This is a genomic window from Mesorhizobium sp. M0184, assembly GCF_040322215.1.
In the GTDB taxonomy this organism is placed as follows: Bacteria; Pseudomonadota; Alphaproteobacteria; order Rhizobiales; family Rhizobiaceae; genus Mesorhizobium.
This window is the reverse complement of record NZ_JAMYSZ010000001.1, coordinates 286,426-306,098: the sequence shown is the minus strand read 5'-3', so window position 1 is coordinate 306,098 and position 19,673 is coordinate 286,426. Positions and strand designations below refer to the sequence as shown.

The 19,673-nt window shown below is 64.4% G+C and carries 23 protein-coding genes; 13 read left to right on the top strand and 10 right to left on the bottom strand.

Annotation, left to right across the window (positions count from 1 at the left end; genetic code table 11):
* Positions 1-7: 7 nt before the first annotated feature.
* Positions 8-151 carry a glycine zipper domain-containing protein gene (locus tag NKJ23_RS01555; RefSeq protein WP_198023575.1) on the top strand — a complete coding sequence of 48 codons (144 nt, stop codon included), beginning with the start codon at positions 8-10 and terminating at the stop codon, positions 149-151.
* Between the two features lie 72 nt (positions 152-223).
* On the opposite strand, the gene NKJ23_RS01550 is transcribed toward NKJ23_RS01555, so the two are convergent.
* On the bottom strand, positions 224-1,387 hold the full coding sequence (locus NKJ23_RS01550; RefSeq protein WP_023677877.1) for a M20 aminoacylase family protein: 1,164 nt from the start codon (positions 1,385-1,387) through the stop codon (positions 224-226).
* A gap of 270 nt (positions 1,388-1,657) precedes the next feature.
* Here NKJ23_RS01550 and NKJ23_RS01545 point away from each other — a divergent pair, with 270 nt between their 5' ends.
* Together NKJ23_RS01545 and NKJ23_RS01540 are read left to right on the top strand one after the other, a co-directional pair.
* A complete protein-coding gene (locus NKJ23_RS01545; protein WP_023677878.1) occupies positions 1,658-2,836 on the top strand; it encodes a D-alanyl-D-alanine carboxypeptidase family protein in 1,179 nt (392 codons plus the stop codon).
* 4 nt (positions 2,837-2,840) lie between these two features.
* Positions 2,841-3,968, top strand: a complete 1,128-nt coding sequence (locus tag NKJ23_RS01540) for a CobW family GTP-binding protein (protein ID WP_352589741.1) — start codon at positions 2,841-2,843, stop codon at positions 3,966-3,968.
* A 157-nt stretch (positions 3,969-4,125) separates the two neighbouring features.
* Here NKJ23_RS01540 and NKJ23_RS01535 read toward each other — a convergent pair whose 3' ends face one another.
* From NKJ23_RS01535 to NKJ23_RS01515, 5 genes are all read right to left on the bottom strand, one after another.
* Entirely contained in the window at positions 4,126-4,398 is a 273-nt protein-coding gene (locus NKJ23_RS01535; protein ID WP_352646696.1) for a sulfurtransferase TusA family protein, read from the bottom strand.
* 5 nt (positions 4,399-4,403) lie between these two features.
* A complete protein-coding gene (locus NKJ23_RS01530) occupies positions 4,404-5,729 on the bottom strand; it encodes a L,D-transpeptidase family protein (protein ID WP_352678084.1) in 1,326 nt (441 codons plus the stop codon).
* A 212-nt stretch (positions 5,730-5,941) separates the two neighbouring features.
* Positions 5,942-6,892 carry an acetyl-CoA carboxylase carboxyltransferase subunit alpha gene (locus tag NKJ23_RS01525; RefSeq protein ID WP_352451195.1) on the bottom strand — a complete coding sequence of 317 codons (951 nt, stop codon included), beginning with the start codon at positions 6,890-6,892 and terminating at the stop codon, positions 5,942-5,944.
* A gap of 99 nt (positions 6,893-6,991) precedes the next feature.
* Positions 6,992-7,909 carry a site-specific tyrosine recombinase XerD gene (locus tag NKJ23_RS01520; protein ID WP_352677794.1) on the bottom strand — a complete coding sequence of 306 codons (918 nt, stop codon included), beginning with the start codon at positions 7,907-7,909 and terminating at the stop codon, positions 6,992-6,994.
* Positions 7,906-8,055, bottom strand: a complete 150-nt coding sequence (locus tag NKJ23_RS01515) for a hypothetical protein (RefSeq protein ID WP_023677884.1) — start codon at positions 8,053-8,055, stop codon at positions 7,906-7,908. The genes NKJ23_RS01520 and NKJ23_RS01515 overlap by 4 nt, the downstream gene beginning before the upstream one ends.
* A gap of 157 nt (positions 8,056-8,212) precedes the next feature.
* On the opposite strand from NKJ23_RS01515, the gene NKJ23_RS01510 reads away from it, so the two are divergent.
* From NKJ23_RS01510 to NKJ23_RS01495, 4 genes are read left to right on the top strand one after another with little or no spacing between them, the layout of a single operon-like run.
* On the top strand, positions 8,213-8,815 hold the full coding sequence (locus NKJ23_RS01510; RefSeq protein ID WP_352451197.1) for a shikimate kinase: 603 nt from the start codon (positions 8,213-8,215) through the stop codon (positions 8,813-8,815).
* On the top strand, positions 8,812-9,954 hold the full coding sequence (gene aroB / locus NKJ23_RS01505) for a 3-dehydroquinate synthase (protein WP_352677793.1): 1,143 nt from the start codon (positions 8,812-8,814) through the stop codon (positions 9,952-9,954). Before NKJ23_RS01510 ends, aroB begins: the two co-directional genes overlap by 4 nt.
* Positions 9,951-10,847: an HlyC/CorC family transporter gene (locus tag NKJ23_RS01500; protein ID WP_023677887.1), complete on the top strand. Its 897-nt coding sequence runs from the start codon at positions 9,951-9,953 to the stop codon at positions 10,845-10,847. The genes aroB and NKJ23_RS01500 overlap by 4 nt, the downstream gene beginning before the upstream one ends.
* Before the next feature lie 40 nt (positions 10,848-10,887).
* Positions 10,888-11,694, top strand: coding sequence for an alpha/beta hydrolase (locus tag NKJ23_RS01495; RefSeq protein ID WP_352677791.1), 807 nt, complete (start codon positions 10,888-10,890; stop codon positions 11,692-11,694).
* Positions 11,695-11,697: 3 nt separating this feature from the next.
* On the opposite strand, the gene NKJ23_RS01490 is transcribed toward NKJ23_RS01495, so the two are convergent.
* On the bottom strand, positions 11,698-12,000 hold the full coding sequence (locus tag NKJ23_RS01490) for a BolA family protein (protein ID WP_352677790.1): 303 nt from the start codon (positions 11,998-12,000) through the stop codon (positions 11,698-11,700).
* Positions 12,001-12,133: 133 nt separating this feature from the next.
* On the opposite strand from NKJ23_RS01490, the gene NKJ23_RS01485 reads away from it, so the two are divergent.
* The 6 genes from NKJ23_RS01485 to NKJ23_RS01460 all read left to right on the top strand — a co-directional run bounded on the left by NKJ23_RS01485 (position 12,134) and on the right by NKJ23_RS01460 (position 17,845).
* Complete coding sequence (locus NKJ23_RS01485; protein WP_036238769.1) at positions 12,134-12,763, top strand: J domain-containing protein; 630 nt, start codon at positions 12,134-12,136, stop codon at positions 12,761-12,763.
* 123 nt (positions 12,764-12,886) lie between these two features.
* Complete coding sequence (cobS, locus tag NKJ23_RS01480; protein WP_352451201.1) at positions 12,887-13,873, top strand: cobaltochelatase subunit CobS; 987 nt, start codon at positions 12,887-12,889, stop codon at positions 13,871-13,873.
* 11 nt (positions 13,874-13,884) lie between these two features.
* A complete protein-coding gene (cobT, locus tag NKJ23_RS01475; RefSeq protein WP_352634061.1) occupies positions 13,885-15,783 on the top strand; it encodes a cobaltochelatase subunit CobT in 1,899 nt (632 codons plus the stop codon).
* Complete coding sequence (locus NKJ23_RS01470; RefSeq protein ID WP_352634059.1) at positions 15,780-16,805, top strand: esterase-like activity of phytase family protein; 1,026 nt, start codon at positions 15,780-15,782, stop codon at positions 16,803-16,805. The genes cobT and NKJ23_RS01470 overlap by 4 nt, the downstream gene beginning before the upstream one ends.
* A 189-nt stretch (positions 16,806-16,994) precedes the next feature.
* Positions 16,995-17,363 (top strand): ArsR/SmtB family transcription factor, encoded by a 369-nt coding sequence (locus tag NKJ23_RS01465; RefSeq protein ID WP_352677788.1) that lies wholly within the window; start codon positions 16,995-16,997, stop codon positions 17,361-17,363.
* On the top strand, positions 17,360-17,845 hold the full coding sequence (locus NKJ23_RS01460) for an SRPBCC family protein (RefSeq protein ID WP_352677786.1): 486 nt from the start codon (positions 17,360-17,362) through the stop codon (positions 17,843-17,845). Before NKJ23_RS01465 ends, NKJ23_RS01460 begins: the two co-directional genes overlap by 4 nt.
* A gap of 52 nt (positions 17,846-17,897) precedes the next feature.
* Here NKJ23_RS01460 and NKJ23_RS01455 read toward each other — a convergent pair whose 3' ends face one another.
* From NKJ23_RS01455 to rpmB, 3 genes are all read right to left on the bottom strand, one after another.
* A complete protein-coding gene (locus NKJ23_RS01455; protein WP_352677785.1) occupies positions 17,898-18,572 on the bottom strand; it encodes a spermidine synthase in 675 nt (224 codons plus the stop codon).
* A 2-nt stretch (positions 18,573-18,574) separates the two neighbouring features.
* Positions 18,575-19,255 carry a queuosine precursor transporter gene (locus NKJ23_RS01450; RefSeq protein WP_352677784.1) on the bottom strand — a complete coding sequence of 227 codons (681 nt, stop codon included), beginning with the start codon at positions 19,253-19,255 and terminating at the stop codon, positions 18,575-18,577.
* 81 nt (positions 19,256-19,336) lie between these two features.
* Positions 19,337-19,633 carry a 50S ribosomal protein L28 gene (gene rpmB / locus NKJ23_RS01445; RefSeq protein ID WP_006328411.1) on the bottom strand — a complete coding sequence of 99 codons (297 nt, stop codon included), beginning with the start codon at positions 19,631-19,633 and terminating at the stop codon, positions 19,337-19,339.
* Between the last annotated feature and the right edge of the window lie 40 nt (positions 19,634-19,673).

The window sequence follows — 19,673 nt, the reverse complement described above, 5'->3', positions numbered from 1 at the left end:
GGGCATAATGGATGCCAAACACCTCACGCTCGGCGTCGTGATCGGCGTGGCTATCGGCGTCGTGTTGGACAACATTGTTGCGGGCATCGGGATAGGTATTGCTCTGGGCATTGCCTTCGGCCTTGCCCGGAAGTCGTCCGGCCGGAAGTGACCAGCAGAACATGTCCTGCCCGGTTTTGCCGCCCAGAGGTGCGGCGGTTGCCGCACCGCCGATGCCGAATGGCTACGCCGCCAGCGCTGTTTCCGCCAGCTTCACCCAATAGCTCATGCCGTGCGGGATGACCTCGTCGTTGAAGTCGTAGGCTGGGTTGTGCAGGCCGGCGGTATCGCCATTGCCGATGAAGATGAAGGCGCCCGGCCGCGCTTCAAGCATGTAGGAGAAATCCTCGCCGCCCATCACCGGCTGGATCGCGCGGTGCACATGGCTTTCGCCGGCGACGTCGGCCGCGATGTCGCTGGCAAAGACCGTCTCTTCCGGATGGTTGAAGGTGACGGGGTAATTGGCATTGTAATCAACCTCGATTGTCGCGCCGAAGGCAGCGCCCAGGCCTTGGCAAAGTGCGCGGATGCGCTCTTCGGCCTTCTTGGCGACTTCCTTCTTCAGCGTGCGTACGGTGCCGGCGATCTCGGCGGTCTCGGGAATGACGTTATAGGCGTCGCCGGCGTGGAATTTCGTCACCGAGACGACCACCGCCTCGACCGGATCGGTGCTGCGCGAGGCGATCGTCTGCAATGCGCCGACGAGTTGGCTGGTGATGACGATCGGATCGATGGTGCCGTGCGGCATCGCCGCGTGGCCGCCCCGGCCCTTGACGGTGATGGTGAATTCGGCGGTCGCCGCCATGATCGGGCCCGGCCTGATGGCGAACTGGCCGACCGGCAGGCCCGGCATGTTGTGCATGCCGAAAACCTTGGAGATACCGAAGCGCTCCATCATACCGTCCTTGACCATCTCGTTGCCGCCGCCGCCGCCCTCTTCGGCCGGCTGGAAGATGACCGCGACGGAGCCGGCGAAATTGCGCGTTTCGGCGAGGTATTTGGCGGCACCCAACAGCATCGCGGTGTGGCCGTCATGACCGCAGGCGTGCATCTTGCCGGGGACGGTCGAAGCATAGGATTTGCCGGTGATCTCGTTGAGCGGCAGGGCATCCATGTCGGCGCGCAGGCCGATGGTCGAGCCTTCGCCGTGGTGGCCGCGGATGATGCCGACAACGCCGGTCTTGCCCAAACCCGTCACGATATCGTCGCAGCCGAAAGCCTTCAGCTTCTCGGTGACGAAAGCGGCGGTCTTGAAGACGTCGAAATTCAGCTCCGGCGTCTGGTGCAAATGGCGGCGCCAGCCGGCCACCTCGTCCTGCATTTCGGCGGCTCGGTTCAGGATCGGCATGATGGTTCCATTTCGCTGTTGGAGCAGGCGGTCTTGGCCTGCTGCTTTGCAATTGTGCCTGCTGCCTTGCAACCATGCACGCTGCTTTGCATTGTGCTGCTGCTTCCACATTGTGATCGGCAGCACTTTGCCATGTTGACGTCACATAGAGTAAATAGCACCGCGACTGTGGTCCGGGAACAGAGGGCCGGACCATTATCCTGGCGATCGTGTAACGAAATCTTACGGAGCCAGGTGGGACTGCGGCAAGAGGCTATTTCGGTTTTCATGATGCGCTACAGGCATTTCCTCAAACTGTTGGTGGCGGGCACGGTGGTGCTTGCGTCGCTGGCCGGGCCCGCCTTGGCCAATCCGACAATCCTGTTCGACCTGAACAGCGGCAAGATCCTGCAGCACCAGGAGGCGTTCAGGCGCTGGTACCCGGCTTCGCTGACCAAGCTGATGACCGCCTATGTGGCGTTTCGGGCGATTGCCGCGGGCGAGGTCCAGCTCGATTCGCCGATCAAGGTAACGAAACATTCTGCCGGCGAGCCGCCGAGCAAAATGGGCTTCGAGCCGGGCTCGGTGATGCGGTTGGACAATGCGCTGAAGATGATGCTGGTCAAATCGGCCAACGATATCGCCATGGCGGTCGGCGAGAATATCGGCGGTTCGCAAGCGGCTTTCGCCGAACGCATGAACGCCGAAGCGCAGAGGCTCGGCATGAGCGGGTCGCATTTCGTCAATCCGAACGGGCTCTATTCGCCGGACCAGTATACGACAGCGCGCGATCTCGCTTTGCTGGTGATGGCGATTCGCAAGGAATTTCCGCAATATGCCCCCTGGTTCTCGATCGAAGGCCTTGCCGTCGGCAAGAAGGCGATCTCCAACTACAACCTGCTGATCGGCCGCTATCCGGGTGCCGACGGCATGAAGACGGGTTTCGTCTGCTCGTCCGGCTTCAACATGATCGGTTCGGCGACCCGCAACGGCCGCACCCTGGTCGCCGTGGTGCTCGGCGAGCAATCGGCCATTACCCGCGCCGAGGCGGCGGCAAAATTGCTCGACCAGGGCTTTGCAACGCCGGCGCCGAGCTGGCTGACGGTAGCGGCGCTACCCACCTATGGCGATACCATGTCGGCCAACGACATGAATGACGAAATCTGCAAGAAGAAGCCGGTCGAGGAGCAGTCGGAAACCGCACCCGCCGTCGGCGACAAGGGCAAGGACGTGCCGAAATCGCCCTATCAGGAAAAGCTCGACCATGTACCGACGCTGATCGCCGTCGGCCTCGGCGGCGCCACGGGACCGAAGCCGAAGGCGATGCTCGACGCCTCCGGGCAGGAATATGCCGACGTGCCGCTGCCGACATGGCGGCCGGACCGGGCGCCGCCGGCCGGCGCCGAGCCAGTTGTGGCCGGATCCGCCACCGCCGCGCAGGTCCAGCAGCCGGCCAAGGCGCTGAACTAGCCGCATGGCCGGCTTCCCGATCCCCGTTTCGGTGCTCACCGGCTTTCTCGGTGCCGGCAAGACGACGCTGCTCAACCGGCTGCTCCGGGATCCGGCGCTCGCCGACACCGCCGTCATCATCAACGAGTTCGGCGAGGTGGCGATCGACCATCTCCTGGTCGAGCAGGCCTCCGACGGCATCATCCAGCTCTCCGACGGCTGTCTCTGCTGCACGGTGCGCGGCGAGCTGGTCGACACGCTGGCTGACCTCGTCGACCGCCTGCAGACCGGCCGCATCGACCGGCTTGCCCGCGTCATCGTCGAGACCACCGGGCTCGCCGATCCCGCCCCCGTACTGCAGTCGATCATGGCACACCCGGCCCTGGTCCAGGCCTTCCGGCTCGACGGCGTCATCACCCTGGTCGATGCCGTCAACGGCAATGCGACGCTCGATGCGCATGTCGAGGCGGTGAAGCAGGTGGCCGTCGCCGATCGCATCGTGCTCAGCAAGGCCGACCTGACCACGGATGCAGGCGATGTCGAGGCGTTGCGGGCGCGGCTCAGGCAGCTCAACCCGGGCGCCGTGGTGCTCGACGCGGGCGAGGCAAGCACCGCGACCCTGTTCGATAGCGGCCTCTACAATCCGGCCACCAAATCCGTCGATGTGCAGCGTTGGCTCGGCGAAGAAGCCGGCCACGACCATGACCACGGCGGGCATGACCACGGCGGGCATGATCACGACGGGCATGACCATGCCGACCATGATCACCATGACCACAGGCACGATTCCCGCGTGCGTTCGTATTCGCTGGTTCATGACGGGCCGGTGCCGTTTTCGGCAATCGAGATGTTCCTCGATCTGTTGCGCTCGGCGCATGGCGAGCGCCTTTTGCGGATGAAAGGCGTCATCGAGCTTGCAGAAGACCCGTCGCGGCCGCTGGTTATCCATGGCGTGCAGAAGATCCTGCATCCGCCGGTGCAACTGCCGGCCTGGCCGGACAGCCAGCGCGGCACCAGACTGGTGCTGATCACGCTCGACATGCCCGAAGACTATGTCCGGCGGCTGTTCGCCGCCTTCACCAACCGGCCGTCGATCGACACGCCGGATCGCGCAGCACTGGAAAGCAACCCGCTGGCTATTGCCGGATCGTGATCTCCCCCCTTGAGGGGGAGATGTCGCCGAAGGCGACAGAGGGGGTCGCCTCGGCTGGCGCGACCCCCTGTGGGACGAAAAAAAGATTGGTGCTTCACGCGCGGCGACCCCCTCTGGCCTGCCGGCCATCTCCCCCTCAAGGGGGGAGATTACGCGTTCAGCCGGCGCGCTCGACCAGGAAGCGGTGGCCGCCTGCCGCCGCCGCCGTTTCGATCAGCCGATGGCCGCTCTCGGCGCAGAAGGCGGGAATGTCGATGACGGCGAGCGGATCGGTGGTTTCGAGCCAGAGGCGGCTGCCCGGCTGCATTGCGGCCAGGCGCTTTTTTGCCTTGAGCACGGGCAACGGGCAGTTCAGGCCTTTGAGGTCGTAGACGGCGGCGGGGCTAGTTGAGGGCCTGTGTTCCTGTCCCCCATCGTCTTGCTCAAGCATGAAGTTCAGCCGCCAAACATGCCGAGCAGCTTTTTCTTCAACCTTGTCGCCGTGCTTTCGGCGTCCGCAGCCTGCGTTTCGACTGCCGGGGCGGCGTCCGATGGCGCTACGGTGGCGGTGGCGACAGGCATCTCTGCGGCGGTCTTGGCAGCTTCCTTTTCGGCGAGCGCCGGGGCTTTGGCAGCTTCCTTCTCGGCCAAGGCCTGTGCCTTGGCTGCCTGTTTCGCGGCCTTGGCCGCTTCTATGGCGGCAAGCCTTTGTTCCTCGGCCTTCTGCTTGGCGGCCTTTTCGGCATCGAGCGCCGCCATCTTGCGGCCCGCCGGCGAATCGATGCGGCCCATGCGCGCCGTTTCGGCCACGGTGCCGTCCGGGTTGAGCGAGGGCGGCTCGATCGGAACGCGTTCGCCGCGCGCACGCCGTTTCGACCAGTCGGAAACGATGCTGGCTTCCTTGATCCCGGCGATGGTCGGCTTGGGTGCCGGCACGCTGGCCTTCATGGCGCCGTTGAAGGCCGCCTCATAGGTGCTTTGATAGGCGTTGATGGCGCTCTTCAGCGAATCGGGCTGGGTGGTCGCAGGGCAAGCGCCGGTCGGATTAAAGGTCGAGCCGTCGGCCGCTACCTGGTTGAAGACGTAGCGCTTCTCGCAGACGTCGACTTTCGGCGGCACCTTGGTAACCTCGAAATTGTCGTAGCCGACCTTCAGCATCTTCCAGAATTCGTAGTTCGGGTCGTTGCGATAGCGCGCCATGTTGGCTGCGGTCATGCGGAACGGAAAAGCCTGGATCTGGAACTCGGTCTGGCCGCCCTGGAAGGCGTCGCGGCCGAAGGCGTAGATCTGCTCGATCTGCGCGTCGGTCATCGAATAGCAGCCAGACGACGAGCAGGCGCCATGGACCATCAGGTTGGAACCAGTGCGGCCATTGGCGCGGTCATAGGCGTTCGGGTAGCCGATGTTGAAGGACAGGTGATAATTCGACCGCGGGTTCATCTGTGCCGGGCGGACCGTGTAAAAGCCTTCCGGCGCCTGGCGGTCGCCTTCGGTGAACTTCGGCCCGAGCTTGCCCGACCATTTGCAGATGTCGTAGCTGGCGACCAGGTCGTAGCGGCCGTTGGTCTTGGCCTTCCAGATTTCGAGCTTGCCTTCTTCCTTGAAGATGCGGGCCATCACCGAAGAGGTGCGGACCATGCCCTTGGCCTTCATCTCGGCCAGGATCTTGTCCGGCAGCGGCTTGTTGGCTTGCGGCGCAAAATCCTTCATCGAAGCATCATTGCAGCCGGCGACGCCGATCGCAGCGATCAGAACTCCGGTGCGGGCAAGCTTGGCAAACATGGATATGGCTATCGTCTTCATTTCTGCACCGCGGATGCCGCGGCTGCTAAACTGACCACTGACGGACCCTAAGCCCGTTAACCTTGAAAATTCCTTACCGCAATCATGCTGGCGCGTCCCCTTACGGCAAGCCCACTGAGCCGAATGCAGCGGCATTTTTGTGGCGAAACTGGTTCACGCCGCCACATTTCGGGCCGCGTGCCCGCCGGATGTTACAGATTGCGGCCCATCGCCAGGTATTTCTCGCGGCGATGCTCGCGGAAGTCGGTGTTGGCGCCGGAGAATTCCTTCATCGTCCTGGCGATGAGGTCGCCGGTGGCGGCGATCACCGTTTCGGGGGCGCGATGGGCACCGCCGAGCGGCTCGGCGACGATGGCGTCGATGATCTTCAGCTCCAACAGATCCTGCGCCGTGATCTTCATGTTGGTCGCAGCGTCCTTGGACCGCGTGGTGTCGCGCCACAGGATCGAGGCGGCGCCTTCCGGCGAGATCACCGAATAGATGGCGTGTTCGAGCATGTAGACGCGGTTGGCGGTGGCGATCGCTATGGCGCCGCCCGAGCCGCCTTCGCCGATCACCACCGAGATCGACGGCACCTTCAGGCCGAGGCAGGCCGAGGTCGAGCGGGCGATGGCTTCCGCCTGGCCGCGCTCTTCGGCGTTGACGCCGGGGTAGGCGCCGGCAGTGTCGACCAGCGTCAGCAGCGGGATTTGGAACCGGTCGGCGAGTTCCATCAGCCGCACCGCCTTGCGGTAGCCCTCCGGCCGCACCGAGCCGAAATTATGCTTCAGCCGGCTTGTCGTATCGGAACCCTTCTCCTGGCCGATAATTGCCACCGGCTCGCCACGGAAGCGGGCGAAGCCGCCGACGATCGCCTGGTCCTCGCCGAAATTGCGGTCGCCGGCGAGCGGCGTGAAATCGGTAAGCAGACCCTTGATGTAATCGATGCAATGCGGCCTGTCCGGATGGCGCGCCACCTGCACCTTCTGCCATGGGGTCAGCGCCTTGTAGGCGTCGCGCAGCGCATCGCGCGAGCGCTTCTCGAGACGGGCGATCTCATCGCCGACATCGACCGCCTCGCCGTTCTCGGCAAGCTTCTTCAGCTCAAGGATCTTGCCTTCGAGATCCTGCACAGGCTTTTCGAAATCGAGGTAATTGTACATTCTTGGGCGAACCGGCAAGTCGGAAGGCAATGACTGACGCAAGCCTGAAAATGCAGGCTGGGCGCGGTGGAACGTCGTTCTCACATAGCGACATGACGCCTAGTCGGCAAGCGGATGATGATCGTTGACCAGACGCACCAGCCGCTCCTCCAGCACATGCGTGTAGATCTGCGTCGTTGAAATATCGGCATGGCCGAGCAGCTGCTGCACGGCCCTGAGATCGGCGCCGTTCTGCAGCAGATGGCTGGCGAAAGCGTGGCGCAGCACATGCGGCGATATCTTCGCCGTGGCAATGCCGGCCCGCGCGGCAAGCCCCTTCAGTTCGCGGGCAAAGACCTGTCTCGAGAGATAGCCGCTGTCGGAGGCAGCCGGAAACAGGAACGGGCTGTCGGCAAGAGCCGGCACCGCCCCCCGTGCGGCAAGCCATGTCCGCATCGCGGTGCGCGCCTTGGCCGACAGCGGCACCATGCGCTCCTTGTTGCCCTTGCCTCGCACCATGAAGAAGCGGTCGTCGCGCTGTGCCACCGTCACGGGAAGGCCGACCAGCTCCGAAACGCGCAAGCCGGTGGCGTAGAGCACCTCGACCAGCGCGTGCAGGCGCAGCGCCGCCAGCCTGTCGCCGTCATGCATGGAGGGGTCCACCGCCTCCTGCGCCGCGCGGTCGAGCAGCCGGCCGGTATCGGCCTCGCTCATCGTCTTAGGCAGCCGCCGGCCTTTCCTCGGACTGTCCAGCGTGCCGGTCGGATCGTCACCCCGCAGGCCTTCGGCGTAGAGGAACTTGAAGAACTGCCGGATCGCCGACAATTTGCGCGCCTGCGAGGTGGCGGCAAAGCCGCGCGCGGCGATGTCGTCGAGATAGGCGCGGATGTCGGCGCTGGTGGCAGCGGCAAGCCCACCGCCGATCCCGGCGGAAGCCTCTTCGAGGTCGCGGCGATAAGAGGAAAGCGTGTTTTCGGCCGCGCCGCGCTCGGCGCTCATCATCTCCAGGAAAGCTTCGATGCGGGCGGCGCTGTTCATTTTTTGGGATTGAGCTTTTCCGGAGGGATACGCACGCTCATTTCCGCCTTCCTCGGCTCGACGAACATGACCAGGGCGAACATCGCGCCATAGACAATGCCGGCCAGAATCGCGAGCGTCACGACAAAGCGAAACAGTGTCGGCATTAATTTTCGCCCGTCGTCTTATTCTGCATTTCCAACCCTGTGCCCTTATGAGACGCCAATCCGGCCAATTCAAGGGTGAAGCCCATAGTCCCGGTTGCGCCGCGCTTGACGCAAACAGGCTTTTGATGTCGATACGCCGCCAAAGAGGCCTAGAAGCATGAACGCGCTACCAGCAAATCCTCCGGGCGAGAGCCATGCCGCGCTGCTCGGCCGGCTGGGCGGCCGTTCCATCGTCTTCGTCGGGCTGATGGGCGCCGGCAAGACGGCGATCGGCCGCAAGGTGGCGGCGATGCTGGCACTGCCCTTCATCGACAGCGACCAGGAGATCGAAACTGTTTCGCGCATGAGCGTCCCGGACCTGTTCGAGCGCTATGGCGAGGCGGAGTTCCGGGCACTGGAGCAGCGCGTCATCCTGCGCGTGCTGGAGCACGGGCCGCAGGTGCTGTCGACCGGCGGCGGTGCCTTCATGAACGCGCAGACGCGCGAGGCGATCGCCAGCCATGGCGTCTCGGTTTGGCTGAAAGCCGAGATCGACCTGTTGATGGAGCGCGTTTCCAAGAAACAGAACCGGCCGCTGCTGAAAAGCGCCGATCCACGCGCCGTGCTGGAACGGCTGATGGCGGAACGCTACCCGGTTTATGCCGCGGCCGATGTCATCGTGCCGACCCGCGACGACCGCAAGGAGATCATTGCCGCCGAAGTGGTGGATGCGCTGCGCGGCCATCTCGGCGTTGCCGACATTGACGAGGTGCGGTCGTGAGCGCTGATGCAACGGTCTCTGTCGAAGTCGGGCTTGGCGAGCGTGCCTACGATATTTTGATCGGTCCCGGCCTGCTGTCACGCGCCGGCGCCGAGATTTCGCGCCGTCTGCCGGGGACGCGGGCGGCGGTCGTCACCGACGAAAACGTCGCGGCCGCGCATCTCGCGACGCTTGCGGCCGGCCTGGCAAGCGGTGGCATCCAGCATGCCGTCATCACGTTGCCGCCAGGCGAAAAGACCAAGAGCTTTGCGCATCTCGAAGAGGTGGTCGACGGCGTGCTGGCCGCCAAGCTGGAGCGCGGCGACGTCGTCATCGCGCTCGGCGGCGGCGTCGTCGGCGACCTGGCCGGCTTTGCCGCCGGCATCGCGCGGCGCGGCATGAATTTCGTGCAGGTTCCGACCTCGCTGCTGGCGCAGGTCGATTCCTCCGTCGGCGGCAAGACCGGCATCAACAGCAAGCGCGGCAAGAACCTCGTCGGGGTGTTCCACCAGCCCAGGCTGGTGCTGGCCGATACCGGAGTGCTCGACACGCTGCCGATCCGCGAGTTTCGCGCCGGCTATGCCGAACTGGCCAAATACGGGCTGATCGACCGGCCCGAGTTTTTCGCCTGGCTGGAAGAAAACTGGCGTCAAGTGTTTGCCGGCGGGCCGGAGCGGGCCGCGGCCATCGCCGAGGCCTGTCGTGCCAAGGCCGACGTCGTTGCCCGCGACGAGTTCGAGACCGGCGACCGCGCGTTGCTCAATCTCGGCCACACCTTCGGTCATGCGCTGGAGGCGGCGACCGGCTATGACGGCGCAAGGCTCGTGCATGGCGAGGGCGTCGCCATCGGCATGGCGCTGGCGCACCGCTTTTCGTCAAGGCTCAATTTGGCGAGCCCCGACGACGCGGCGCGTGTCGAGGCGCATCTTCGCGCCGTCGGTCTGCCCTGGCGCATGGCCGACATTCCCGGCGAACTGCCCGATGCCGAGACGCTGTTCTCCTTCATCACCCAAGACAAGAAGGTGTCGCGCGGCGCGCTGACCTTCATCCTGACGCGCGGCATCGGCCAGGCCTTTATCGCCCGGGATGTGCCGGCCTCGGAAGTGCTGGCGTTCCTCCGGGAGAACCATCCGGGTCGGCAGGAAAGCCGCCCGGGATGAGCCAGGCCGGCTGGATCGCGGCTGCCGTGCTCGCCGGCCTCGGCCTGCTGGGCTTCGTCTTGCGCCGGCGCCTGCTCGCCGCCTTCGGCTACGAGCTGCAACGCATCGAGCCGCAGCGCTCGGCGCGCGAGGAACTGCGCGGCGCCGTCGACGATTTCCGCCGCGACGGCCAGGTGGTGCGCGAGGACCGCGCCCGCATCGGCGGCCTATTCGACCTCGAGGAGCTCGAAGTGTCGGACGTCATGGTCCACCGCACCAATATGCGCTCCGTCAACGCCGACGACCCGCCCGAAGCGGTGGTTCGCGAGATCCTGCAGAGCCCGCACACCCGCATGCCGTTGTGGAAGGGTTCGCTCGACAACATTGTCGGCGTGCTGCACGCGAAGGATCTGCTGCGCGCGCTGAACGAGGTCGGCAACGATTTTTCCAGGATCGACGTGATGAAGATCGCGTCGAAACCGTGGTTCGTGCCCGACACCACGACGCTTCAGGAGCAGCTCAATGCCTTCCTGCGCCGCAAGGCGCATTTCGCCATCGTCGTCGACGAATATGGCGAGGTCGAAGGGCTGGTGACGCTGGAAGACATCATCGAGGAGATCGTCGGCGAGATCGCCGACGAGCACGACATCGACATCCAGGGCGTCAAGCAGGAGGCCGACGGCTCCGTCGTCGTCGACGGCACGGTGCCGATCCGCGACCTTAACCGGGCGCTCGACTGGAACCTGCCGGACGAGGAAGCCACCACCATCGCCGGCCTTGTCATCCACGAGGCGCAGTCGATCCCGGACGAAAAGCAGGCCTTTACGTTTCACGGCAAGCGCTTCGTCGTCATGAAGCGCGACAAGAACCGTATCGCGCGGCTGAGGATCAAGCCGGCGATGCTTGGAGAATGACAGTGCGCACCTTGTGGCAGCCGTGGGCAGTCAGGAGTTGATGACGATCGATCGGCGAAGCCTGCTTCTGGCGTCGATGGCGGCGCTGCTGCCGGGACAGGCGGCGGCATTGCGGCTGCGTTCGCCGTCGCCCGAAACCTTCGACTATGGGCCGGCCAAGCTCGACATCTATTCCCGCGACGGCGCAAGCGGCTTGCCGGTCGTCTTCTTCGTCCATGGCGGCGCCTGGCGGGTCGGCAACCGCAACAATGTCAATTCCAAGCCTGGTTTCCTGCTCGACAATGGCTTCGGCTTCGTCTCGATCGACTACCGGATGCTGCCTGAAGCCGACGTCGCCACCCAGGCGGCAGATGTCGAACTGGCCTATCGTTACGTCCGCGCCAACATCGCCAGGCATGGCGGCGATCCGGACCGGATCGTCGCCATGGGCCATTCGGCCGGCTGCCATCTTGTCGCATTGACCGGGCTGCGCGGCGGCCTGCCCGGCGTCGCGGCGCTGGTTCTCGACGACACCAGGGCCTACGATCTGGAGGCGCTGGCCAGAAGCGGCGGCATGGCAGGGGTCTATGCCCGCGCCTTTCCCGATCCGGCGCAGTGGCGCGCGCTGTCGCCTGTCACCTATGTGGAAGGCCGCAAGCACCCGCCGACCTTCATCGCCCATTCGCGGGCGAAAGCCCGCGCGGCGGACGCGCAGGCCTTCGCCGAGCGTCTGCGCGCCACCGGAACCAAGGTCACGCTGTTCGACGGCAGCGCCTATTCGCACATGTCGATCAATCGCGACTTCGGCACCGACGGCGATGCATTGACCGCCGCGGTGATGGCCTTCCTGAGGGCGAGCCTCGGCTGAAATTTACCAGCGGGTCTTTTCACCGGGCGCCACCGGCTCGATCGCCAGGGCGTGGACGCCGGATTTCAATTCCTCGGCCAGCAATGTGTTGACGGCGCGGTGACGTTCGACGCGGCTCATGCCGGCAAAGGCTGGCGCGACGATGCGGACGCGGAAATGCGTCTCGCCGGTGCCGTCGAAGGTGGCGTGATGGCCGGAATCCACATGATGATGCCCGGCATGGAGATGGCTTTCGTTGATGACGTCCAGCCGTTCCGGCGAAAACGCCTTTTTCAGCTTATCTTCCATCGTTGCCTGTATGGACATCGCCGCTTCCCTTCACCACATCTATGTCATCGCACAAAATTCGCAATTCGCCGGTTTTATGCCGCGATTCAGCGGTTAGGGCGATCATCGCGAAAATGTCAATTCTTGTTTCGCATCAGCGAACAGCCCATAAATGGGTGAGATGAAGCCGTACCCAAAATATTTCGAGAAGATTCGCATCCGCCCGGAGAAGGACGCGGAGCTGAAGTCGCGTTCGCCGATCTGCCAGTGGGATGGCTGCAAGGAGGCCGGTACCCACCGTGCCCCGGTCGGACGGATGAAGGAAGGCGAGTATTTCCAGTTCTGCTTCGATCACGTGCGCGAGTACAACAAGGGCTTCAATTATTTCTCGGGCGTTCCCGATACCGAGATCGCCCGCTTCCAGAAGGAAGCCATGACCGGCCACCGGCCGACCTGGAAAATGGGCGTCAACGGTGCCTCGACACGCTCCTCGCCCGACTTCGCCCAGGCGCGTTCCGGTCGCGCCGGCTACTACAATCGCATGCGCGATCCGTTCGACCTGTTCAAAGGCCCGAAAGACCCGCGCGAAGCACGCGAGCGCAAGGCCAAGCCGCTTGAGGCCAAGGCACTGGAAACGCTTGGCCTTGATACAAAGGCAACTGGCAAGGATATCAAGGCGCGCTATAAGGAACTTGTGAAACGCCACCACCCGGATGCGAATGGCGGCGACAGAGGTTCGGAAGACCGGTTCCGCGATGTGCTCCAGGCGTATCGCGTGCTCAAGCAGGCAGGTTTGTGCTGAGCGACCATACGGTTCGTGTCGCTTTCCAACTTTCATAAGGTTGGAAAAGGCTCTAAGACCGCCCCCGAACAAAATCGATTGCCGGCGAAACGCGGCGTTTCGCTTGTGGAGATGTTGATAGAGATGAACAAGGTCGATCGCGACATCGCCAACCTGCCCGACACCACGGTGTCGGTGAAGGAGACATTCGGCTTCGACTCCAAGATGGTGGTGCCGGCCTATGCGGTGACGAGCGAGCATGTCCCCGACATCGATCCGGACTACCTGTTCGACAAGAACACGACCATGGCGATCCTCGCCGGCTTTGCCTACAATCGCCGCGTCATGGTGTCGGGCTATCACGGCACCGGCAAGTCGACGCATATCGAGCAGGTCGCCGCCCGCCTCAACTGGCCCTGCGTGCGCGTCAATCTCGACAGCCATGTCAGCCGTATCGACCTCGTCGGCAAGGATGCGATCGTCGTCAAGGACGGGCTGCAGATCACCGAATTCCGCGACGGCATCCTGCCCTGGGCCTATCAGCACAATGTCGCGCTGTGCTTCGACGAGTACGATGCCGGCCGCCCGGACGTGATGTTCGTCATCCAGCGCGTGCTGGAATCGTCGGGCCGGCTGACGCTGCTCGACCAGAGCCGGGTCATCCGCCCGCACCCGGCCTTCCGGCTGTTTTCGACCGCCAACACGGTTGGGCTGGGCGACACCACCGGCCTCTACCACGGCACCCAGCAGATCAACCAGGCGCAGATGGACCGCTGGTCGATCGTCACCACGCTGAACTACCTGCCGCACGACAATGAGGTGAACATCGTGCTGGCCAAGGCCAAGCACTATCGCGATGGCAAGGGCAAGGAGATCGTCAACAAGATGGTGCGCGTCGCCGACATGACGCGCTCGGCCTTCATCAATGGCGATTTGTCGACGGTTATGAGCCCGCGCACGGTTATCACCTGGGCCGAGAATGCCGAAATCTTCGGCAATATCGGCATGGCGTTCCGGCTGACCTTCCTCAACAAATGCGACGAGCTGGAACGCTCGCTGGTGGCTGAGTTCTACCAACGCGCCTTTGGCGAAGATCTGCCGGAATCGGCGGCGAATGTGGTGCTGGGCTAAGCAGAGTCTCGATGGCGGGTCCGGGCGACAACACGCGAAACAAATCCAAGACCGGCGCTGAGAACGACAGCTTCAAGCGCGCCGTCACCGTCTGCATGCGCGCCATTGCCGGCGACAAGGATCTCGAGGTCGGCTTCGCCAAGGACCGGCCGGCACTGGCCGGCAGCCGCGCCCGGCTGCCCGAACTGCCGAAGAAGGCGTCGAAGGCGGACATCGCCATCACCCGCGGGCTCGGCGATTCCATGGCGCTGAAGCGCGCTTGCCACGATGCGCGCATCCACACCAGGCTGGCGCCGGAAGGCAAACAGGCCCGCGCCATCTATGACGCAGTCGAGCAGGCCCGGGTCGAGGCGATCGGCAGCCGCGCCATGCAGGGCGTCGCCGACAATATCGGCTCGATGCTGGAGGACAAATACGCCAGGGCCAACCTCATCGACGTCAAGGACAAGGCCGACGCGCCGATCGAGGAGGCGCTGGCGCTGATGGTGCGCGAAAAACTGACCGGCCGCGCTGTGCCGAAGAGCGGCGAACGGCTGGTCGATCTCTGGCGGCCCTGGGTCGAGGAAAAGGCCAGCGCCGACCTCGACGGGCTGTCGGCAAAGCTCGATGACCAGCAGGCGTTCGCCCGCGTGGTGCGCGAGATGCTCGCCTCCATGGAAATGGCCGAGGAGCTCGGCGATGACCAGGAGACGGAAGACTCCGAAGACAACGACGAAAACCAGCCGCAAGGCGAGGAGCAGAGCGAGGAGGGCGGCGAAGACGATTCGGGCTCCGAGCAGTCGCAGTCCGAGGATACAGAGGCATCGTCGGACGACGAGCAATCGGCCGAGACAGAGGCCTCCGACGCCACCGCCGAGGATCTCTCCGACGATGACGACGCCGATGCGGAGACGCCCGGCGAGGCGCGCCGCAACGACAATCCCTTCACCAATCTGCCGAAAGAGATCGACTACAAGGTCTTCACCACGGCCTTCGACGAGACCGTAGGTGCGGAGGAACTGTGCGAGGAGGAGGAGCTCGACCGGCTGCGCGCCTTCCTCGACAAGCAGCTCGCCAACCTTTCCGGCGTCGTCGGGCGGCTGGCCAACCGGCTGCAGCGCCGCCTGATGGCGCAGCAGAACCGCTCCTGGGATTTCGACCTCGAAGAAGGCTATCTCGATCCGGCGCGGCTGGTGCGCGTCGTCATCGACCCGATGCAGCCTTTGTCCTTCAAGCAGGAGCGCGATACCAAATTCCGCGACACGGTGGTGTCGCTGGTGCTCGACAATTCGGGCTCGATGCGCGGCCGGCCGATCACCGTCGCCGCCACCTGCGCCGACATCCTGGCGCGCACGCTGGAACGCTGCGGCGTCTCGGTCGAAATCCTCGGCTTCACCACCCGCGCCTGGAAGGGCGGACAGGCGCGCGAGAAATGGCTGAAGGAAGGCAAGCCGCCGAACCCCGGCCGGCTCAACGATCTGCGCCACATTATCTACAAATCCGCCGACCATCCGTGGCGGCGGGCGCGCCGCAACCTCGGCCTGATGATGCGCGAGGGCCTGCTCAAGGAAAACATCGACGGCGAGGCGCTGCTGTGGGCGCACAACCGGCTGATCGCGCGGCCGGAGCAGCGCAAGATCCTGATGATGATCTCGGACGGCGCGCCGGTCGACGATTCGACGCTGTCGGTCAATCCGGGTAATTATCTCGAGCGGCATCTGCGCGCCATCATCGAGCTCATCGAGACGCGCTCGCCGGTCGAGCTTTTGGCCATCGGCATCGGCCACGACGTCACCCGCTACTATCGCCGCGCCGTCACCATCGTCGATGCCGAAGAACTGGCCGGCGCCATGACCGAGCAGCTGGCCTCGCTGTTCGCCGAGGAAACCGTGCGCGATACGCGGCGCGGCGGCATGCGGCGCGCCGGATGATTTTTTCCCGCGGCGGCTTTTGGCAGAAGCTTTTGGCCGCCATTGCGTTGTTCGGCATCACTTTGGCGCCGGCTGTCGCTGCCGGGCCGGCCTCGGTCGAGCCGGCCGAAATCTCGGCCCGGCCCATAACCCAGTTTCGCATCGGCAATGACGAAAAACAGTTCGGGCCGCTCGAATTCGTCGGCGGGCTCGAAATGACCTCGCCGACGCGCGATTTCGGCGCGCTGTCGGCGCTTCGGTTCCTCAAGCCCGGCAGCGATTTCATCGGCGTTGCCGACACCGGTTTCTGGTTCTTCGGCACCCTCGTTCACGATGCCGACAAGCGGCCTTCCGGCATCCAGAATTTTCGCATGCAGCAGATGGTCGATGCGGCCGGCCAGCCGATCGACGAGAAATGGGCGGTCGATGCCGAAGGCCTCGCGGTCAAGGACGGCATTGCCACGGTCGGTTTCGAGCGCGATCACCGTATCGCAGAGTTCAACATCGATCCGGACGACATGAAGGCGCCGTTCAGGCAATTGGACTTCCTGATTCCGGCCTGGGAACTTCGCCGCAATCGCGGCTTCGAGACCGTCACCCGCGCCCATCCTTACGGGCAGCACGCGGGCGGGCTGGTCGTGGTGTCGGAAAAGAGCCTCGACAAGACCGGCAACATCTTTGCCGCGATCATCGAAGGGCCGCGCAAGGGCGTCTTCACCATCAAGCGCAATGGCGATTTCGACATCACCGACGGCGCCTTCCTGCCGGACGGCGACCTGTTGCTTCTGGAGCGCAGTTTTTCGATGGCCGGCGGCGTCAAGATGCGGCTGCGGCGCATCTATGGCGAAAGCGTCGAGAAGGGCGCCGTCGCCGACGGGCCGGTGCTGCTCGAAGCCGACATGGGCTACCAGATCGACAACATGGAAGCGCTCGACGTCTGGACCCGCGACGATGGCGCGCTGATCGTGTCGCTGATGTCCGACGACAACCACTCGATCCTGCAGCGCAATCTTTACCTGGAATTTGTGCTGCACGAGGATTGACGCGCGACCGGCCTGCTGGCTGACAGCATCGCTGGCGTTTCCGCGCCCGTTTTGCAGCGCAGGCAATTTCCCTTGCAATTTCCCCTGGCAATGACCCGCGTCGCGGGTTTTCCAGCCGGCTCTCACGATCTGCAAAAATACTTTAGCCGTGACTTGACAATTTGTGTCATCGGCGAAATACTCAAGTCCATGCTTAAGTATTCCGAGATCGACAGCATCCTGCGGGCTCTTGCCGAGCCGACGCGCCGGGCAATCCTGGAAAGGCTGAGCCGCGGGCCGGCCACCGTCAGCCAGTTGGCGGAGCCGTTCGGCATGACCTTCGCCGCCGTGCTCCAGCATCTCCAGGCGCTGGAAGCGTGCGGGCTGATCCGCAGCGAGAAGGTCGGACGCGTGCGCACCTGCCGGATCGAGCCCGGCGGGCTTGCCCCGCTCGCCGACTGGATCGCCGCGCGCCGTACGCCGGCCGAACGCCAGCTCGACCGTCTCGGCCAGATCCTGGCGGAGACTGACCAACCGAACGCAACACTCCACGACCAGGAAAAGGACGACAAGAAATGAACCAGATTGCCCCGGCTAACGACGAGCACTCCGTCATCCATTCGACCTTCACGATCGAGCGGACCTATCCGCAATCGCCCGAGCGCGTCTTCCTCGCCTTTGCCGACAAAGCGACGGTGCGGCGCTGGCGCGTCGAAGGTGACGGCTTCACCATCGCCGAGTTCACCTTCGATTTCCGTGTCGGCGGCGGCGAGGTTTCGCGGTTCAGCTACCAGGGCGGCCCGGAGATCAGGCTCGATGCGCAGTTCCAGGACATCGTCCCTGACCGGCGCATCGTATTTTCATACCGGATGGCGGTCGGGGCGCAGCCGCTGTCGGCGTCGCTCACCACGGTCGAGCTTGCACCCTCCGGCGAGGGCACCCGCCTGACTTATACCGAACAGGGTGCGTTCTTCGATGGCGTCGATTCAGCGCAAGGGCGCGAGGAGGGCACACGCGGGCTGCTGCAGGCGCTCGCCGCCGAGCTTCAGAAGGCGAAGTAGAGGTTCGTGGGCGTACCGGGCGGCGTCCGGCCCGCCCGGATTGCGAGGTGGCCTATTGCCCCTTGCTCGCGAGCCAGACGATGTGACGGGCGCCGCGCTTGCCGTGAGCCCGCACTTTGACCTCCTCGACCGTGAAGCCGGCCTGCTTGAGCCTTCGGGTGAAACCTGTGTCAGGGCCCTGCGACCAGACCGCCAGCACACCGCCGGGCTTGAGAGCTGCTCTCGCGCTGATCAGGCCGGCTGCGCTGTAGAGCGCATCGTTGGCCTTGTAGACGATGCCCTCGGGGCCGTTGTCGACGTCGAGCAGGATCGCGTCCCAGGCCGAAGCTTGCGATCGGATGAGCTGACCGACATCGGTCTCACGAATGCCGACACGTCGGTCGTCAAGGCAACCGTCGAAAACTTCGGCCATCGGGCCGCGCGCCCACGCCACGACCGCCGGCACCAATTCGGCAACGGTGACCTGCGCATCGTCGCCGAGCTCGGCCAGCGCCGCGCGCAAGGTAAAGCCCATGCCGAGGCCGCCGATCAGGATGTTTGGGGTCCGGCGCCCGGCAATCCTTTGGCAGGACAGTTTCGCAAGCGCCTCTTCGGAACCGCTGAGCCGGCTGTTCATCAGCTCGTTCGCGCCAAGCATGATCGAGAATTCGCCGCCGCGCCGCTTCAGGCGGAGTTCCTGTCCGCCGTCAGGCGTTTTTGCCGAGTCAAGCTGGACCCAAGGGATCAAGGCTAGGCCGCCAGTGCCGGCTGGCTCCAGCGGGCGGCAAGCAGCCGGTAGGGGATCAGCGCCACCACCGCTATGATCAGCTTGACGCTGAGATCGCCGAGCGCCCAGGAGACCCAGCGCATCGTCTCGACCGGCAGCACGCCCATTAGCGGCGCGGTTTCCAGCGCAAAGCCGTCGTTGGGCCCGGCGAAGGCGAAAGCCGCCGCGAAGGCGACGGTGAAAAACACCACCGTATCGAAAACGGAGCCGACCAGCGTGCCGACGATCGGTGCGCGCCACCAGCTCTGCCGGCGCAGCCGGTTGAACACGGTGACGTCGAGCAACTGCGCGGTGAGGAAGGCGGCACCCGACGCCGCGGCAATGCGCACCAGCCGGTCGGCGGCGGTCTCGAATTCGATCAGGCCGTGGCGAAACAGCAGCGGTGGGATGACGATCGAGCAGACCACCGCTGTCATGAAGCCGACAAAGACGATCCTGCGCGCCACCGCCGGCCCATAACGGCGATTGGCGAGATCGGTGACCAGGAAGGAGAACGGATAGGTGAAGGCGCCCCAGGTCAGGATGTCGGCCAGCGACAACCCGCCGATTGAACCCTGCATCGGGAACTGCACAAGGATGTTCGAGGCCACGACGACGAGCGCCATGGCCGCCACGAAGGGCAGGTACCGCGAGAGGAAAGTCATTTTTTTATCCTGGGTAATGGAACCAGCGGAACGCGATCCGGAACCGGATCACGCCCTGGAAGGCGGCTGCCGCCGAAAAACTCAGGCGGCCGGCTGTTCGGCGAGCTTCTTGGCGATCTGCTTCTTCAACAGGCGGGCGCGCTGCGACAATTCCTTGGCATCGGCCTTGGCCAGGAAGGCATCGAGGCCGCCGCGATGCTCGACCGAACGCAGCGCGTTGGCCGAAATGCGCAGGCGCACGTTCTGGTTCAGCGCTTCCGAGATCAGCGTCACATTGACGAGATTGGGCAGGAAGCGACGCTTGGTCTTGTTGTTGGCGTGGCTCACATTGTTGCCGGACATGACTGCCTTGGCAGTGAGTTCGCAGGTGCGGGACATGGTTCTAACCTTCGGTTCTCGGTCCTGGCCAAACATTCGA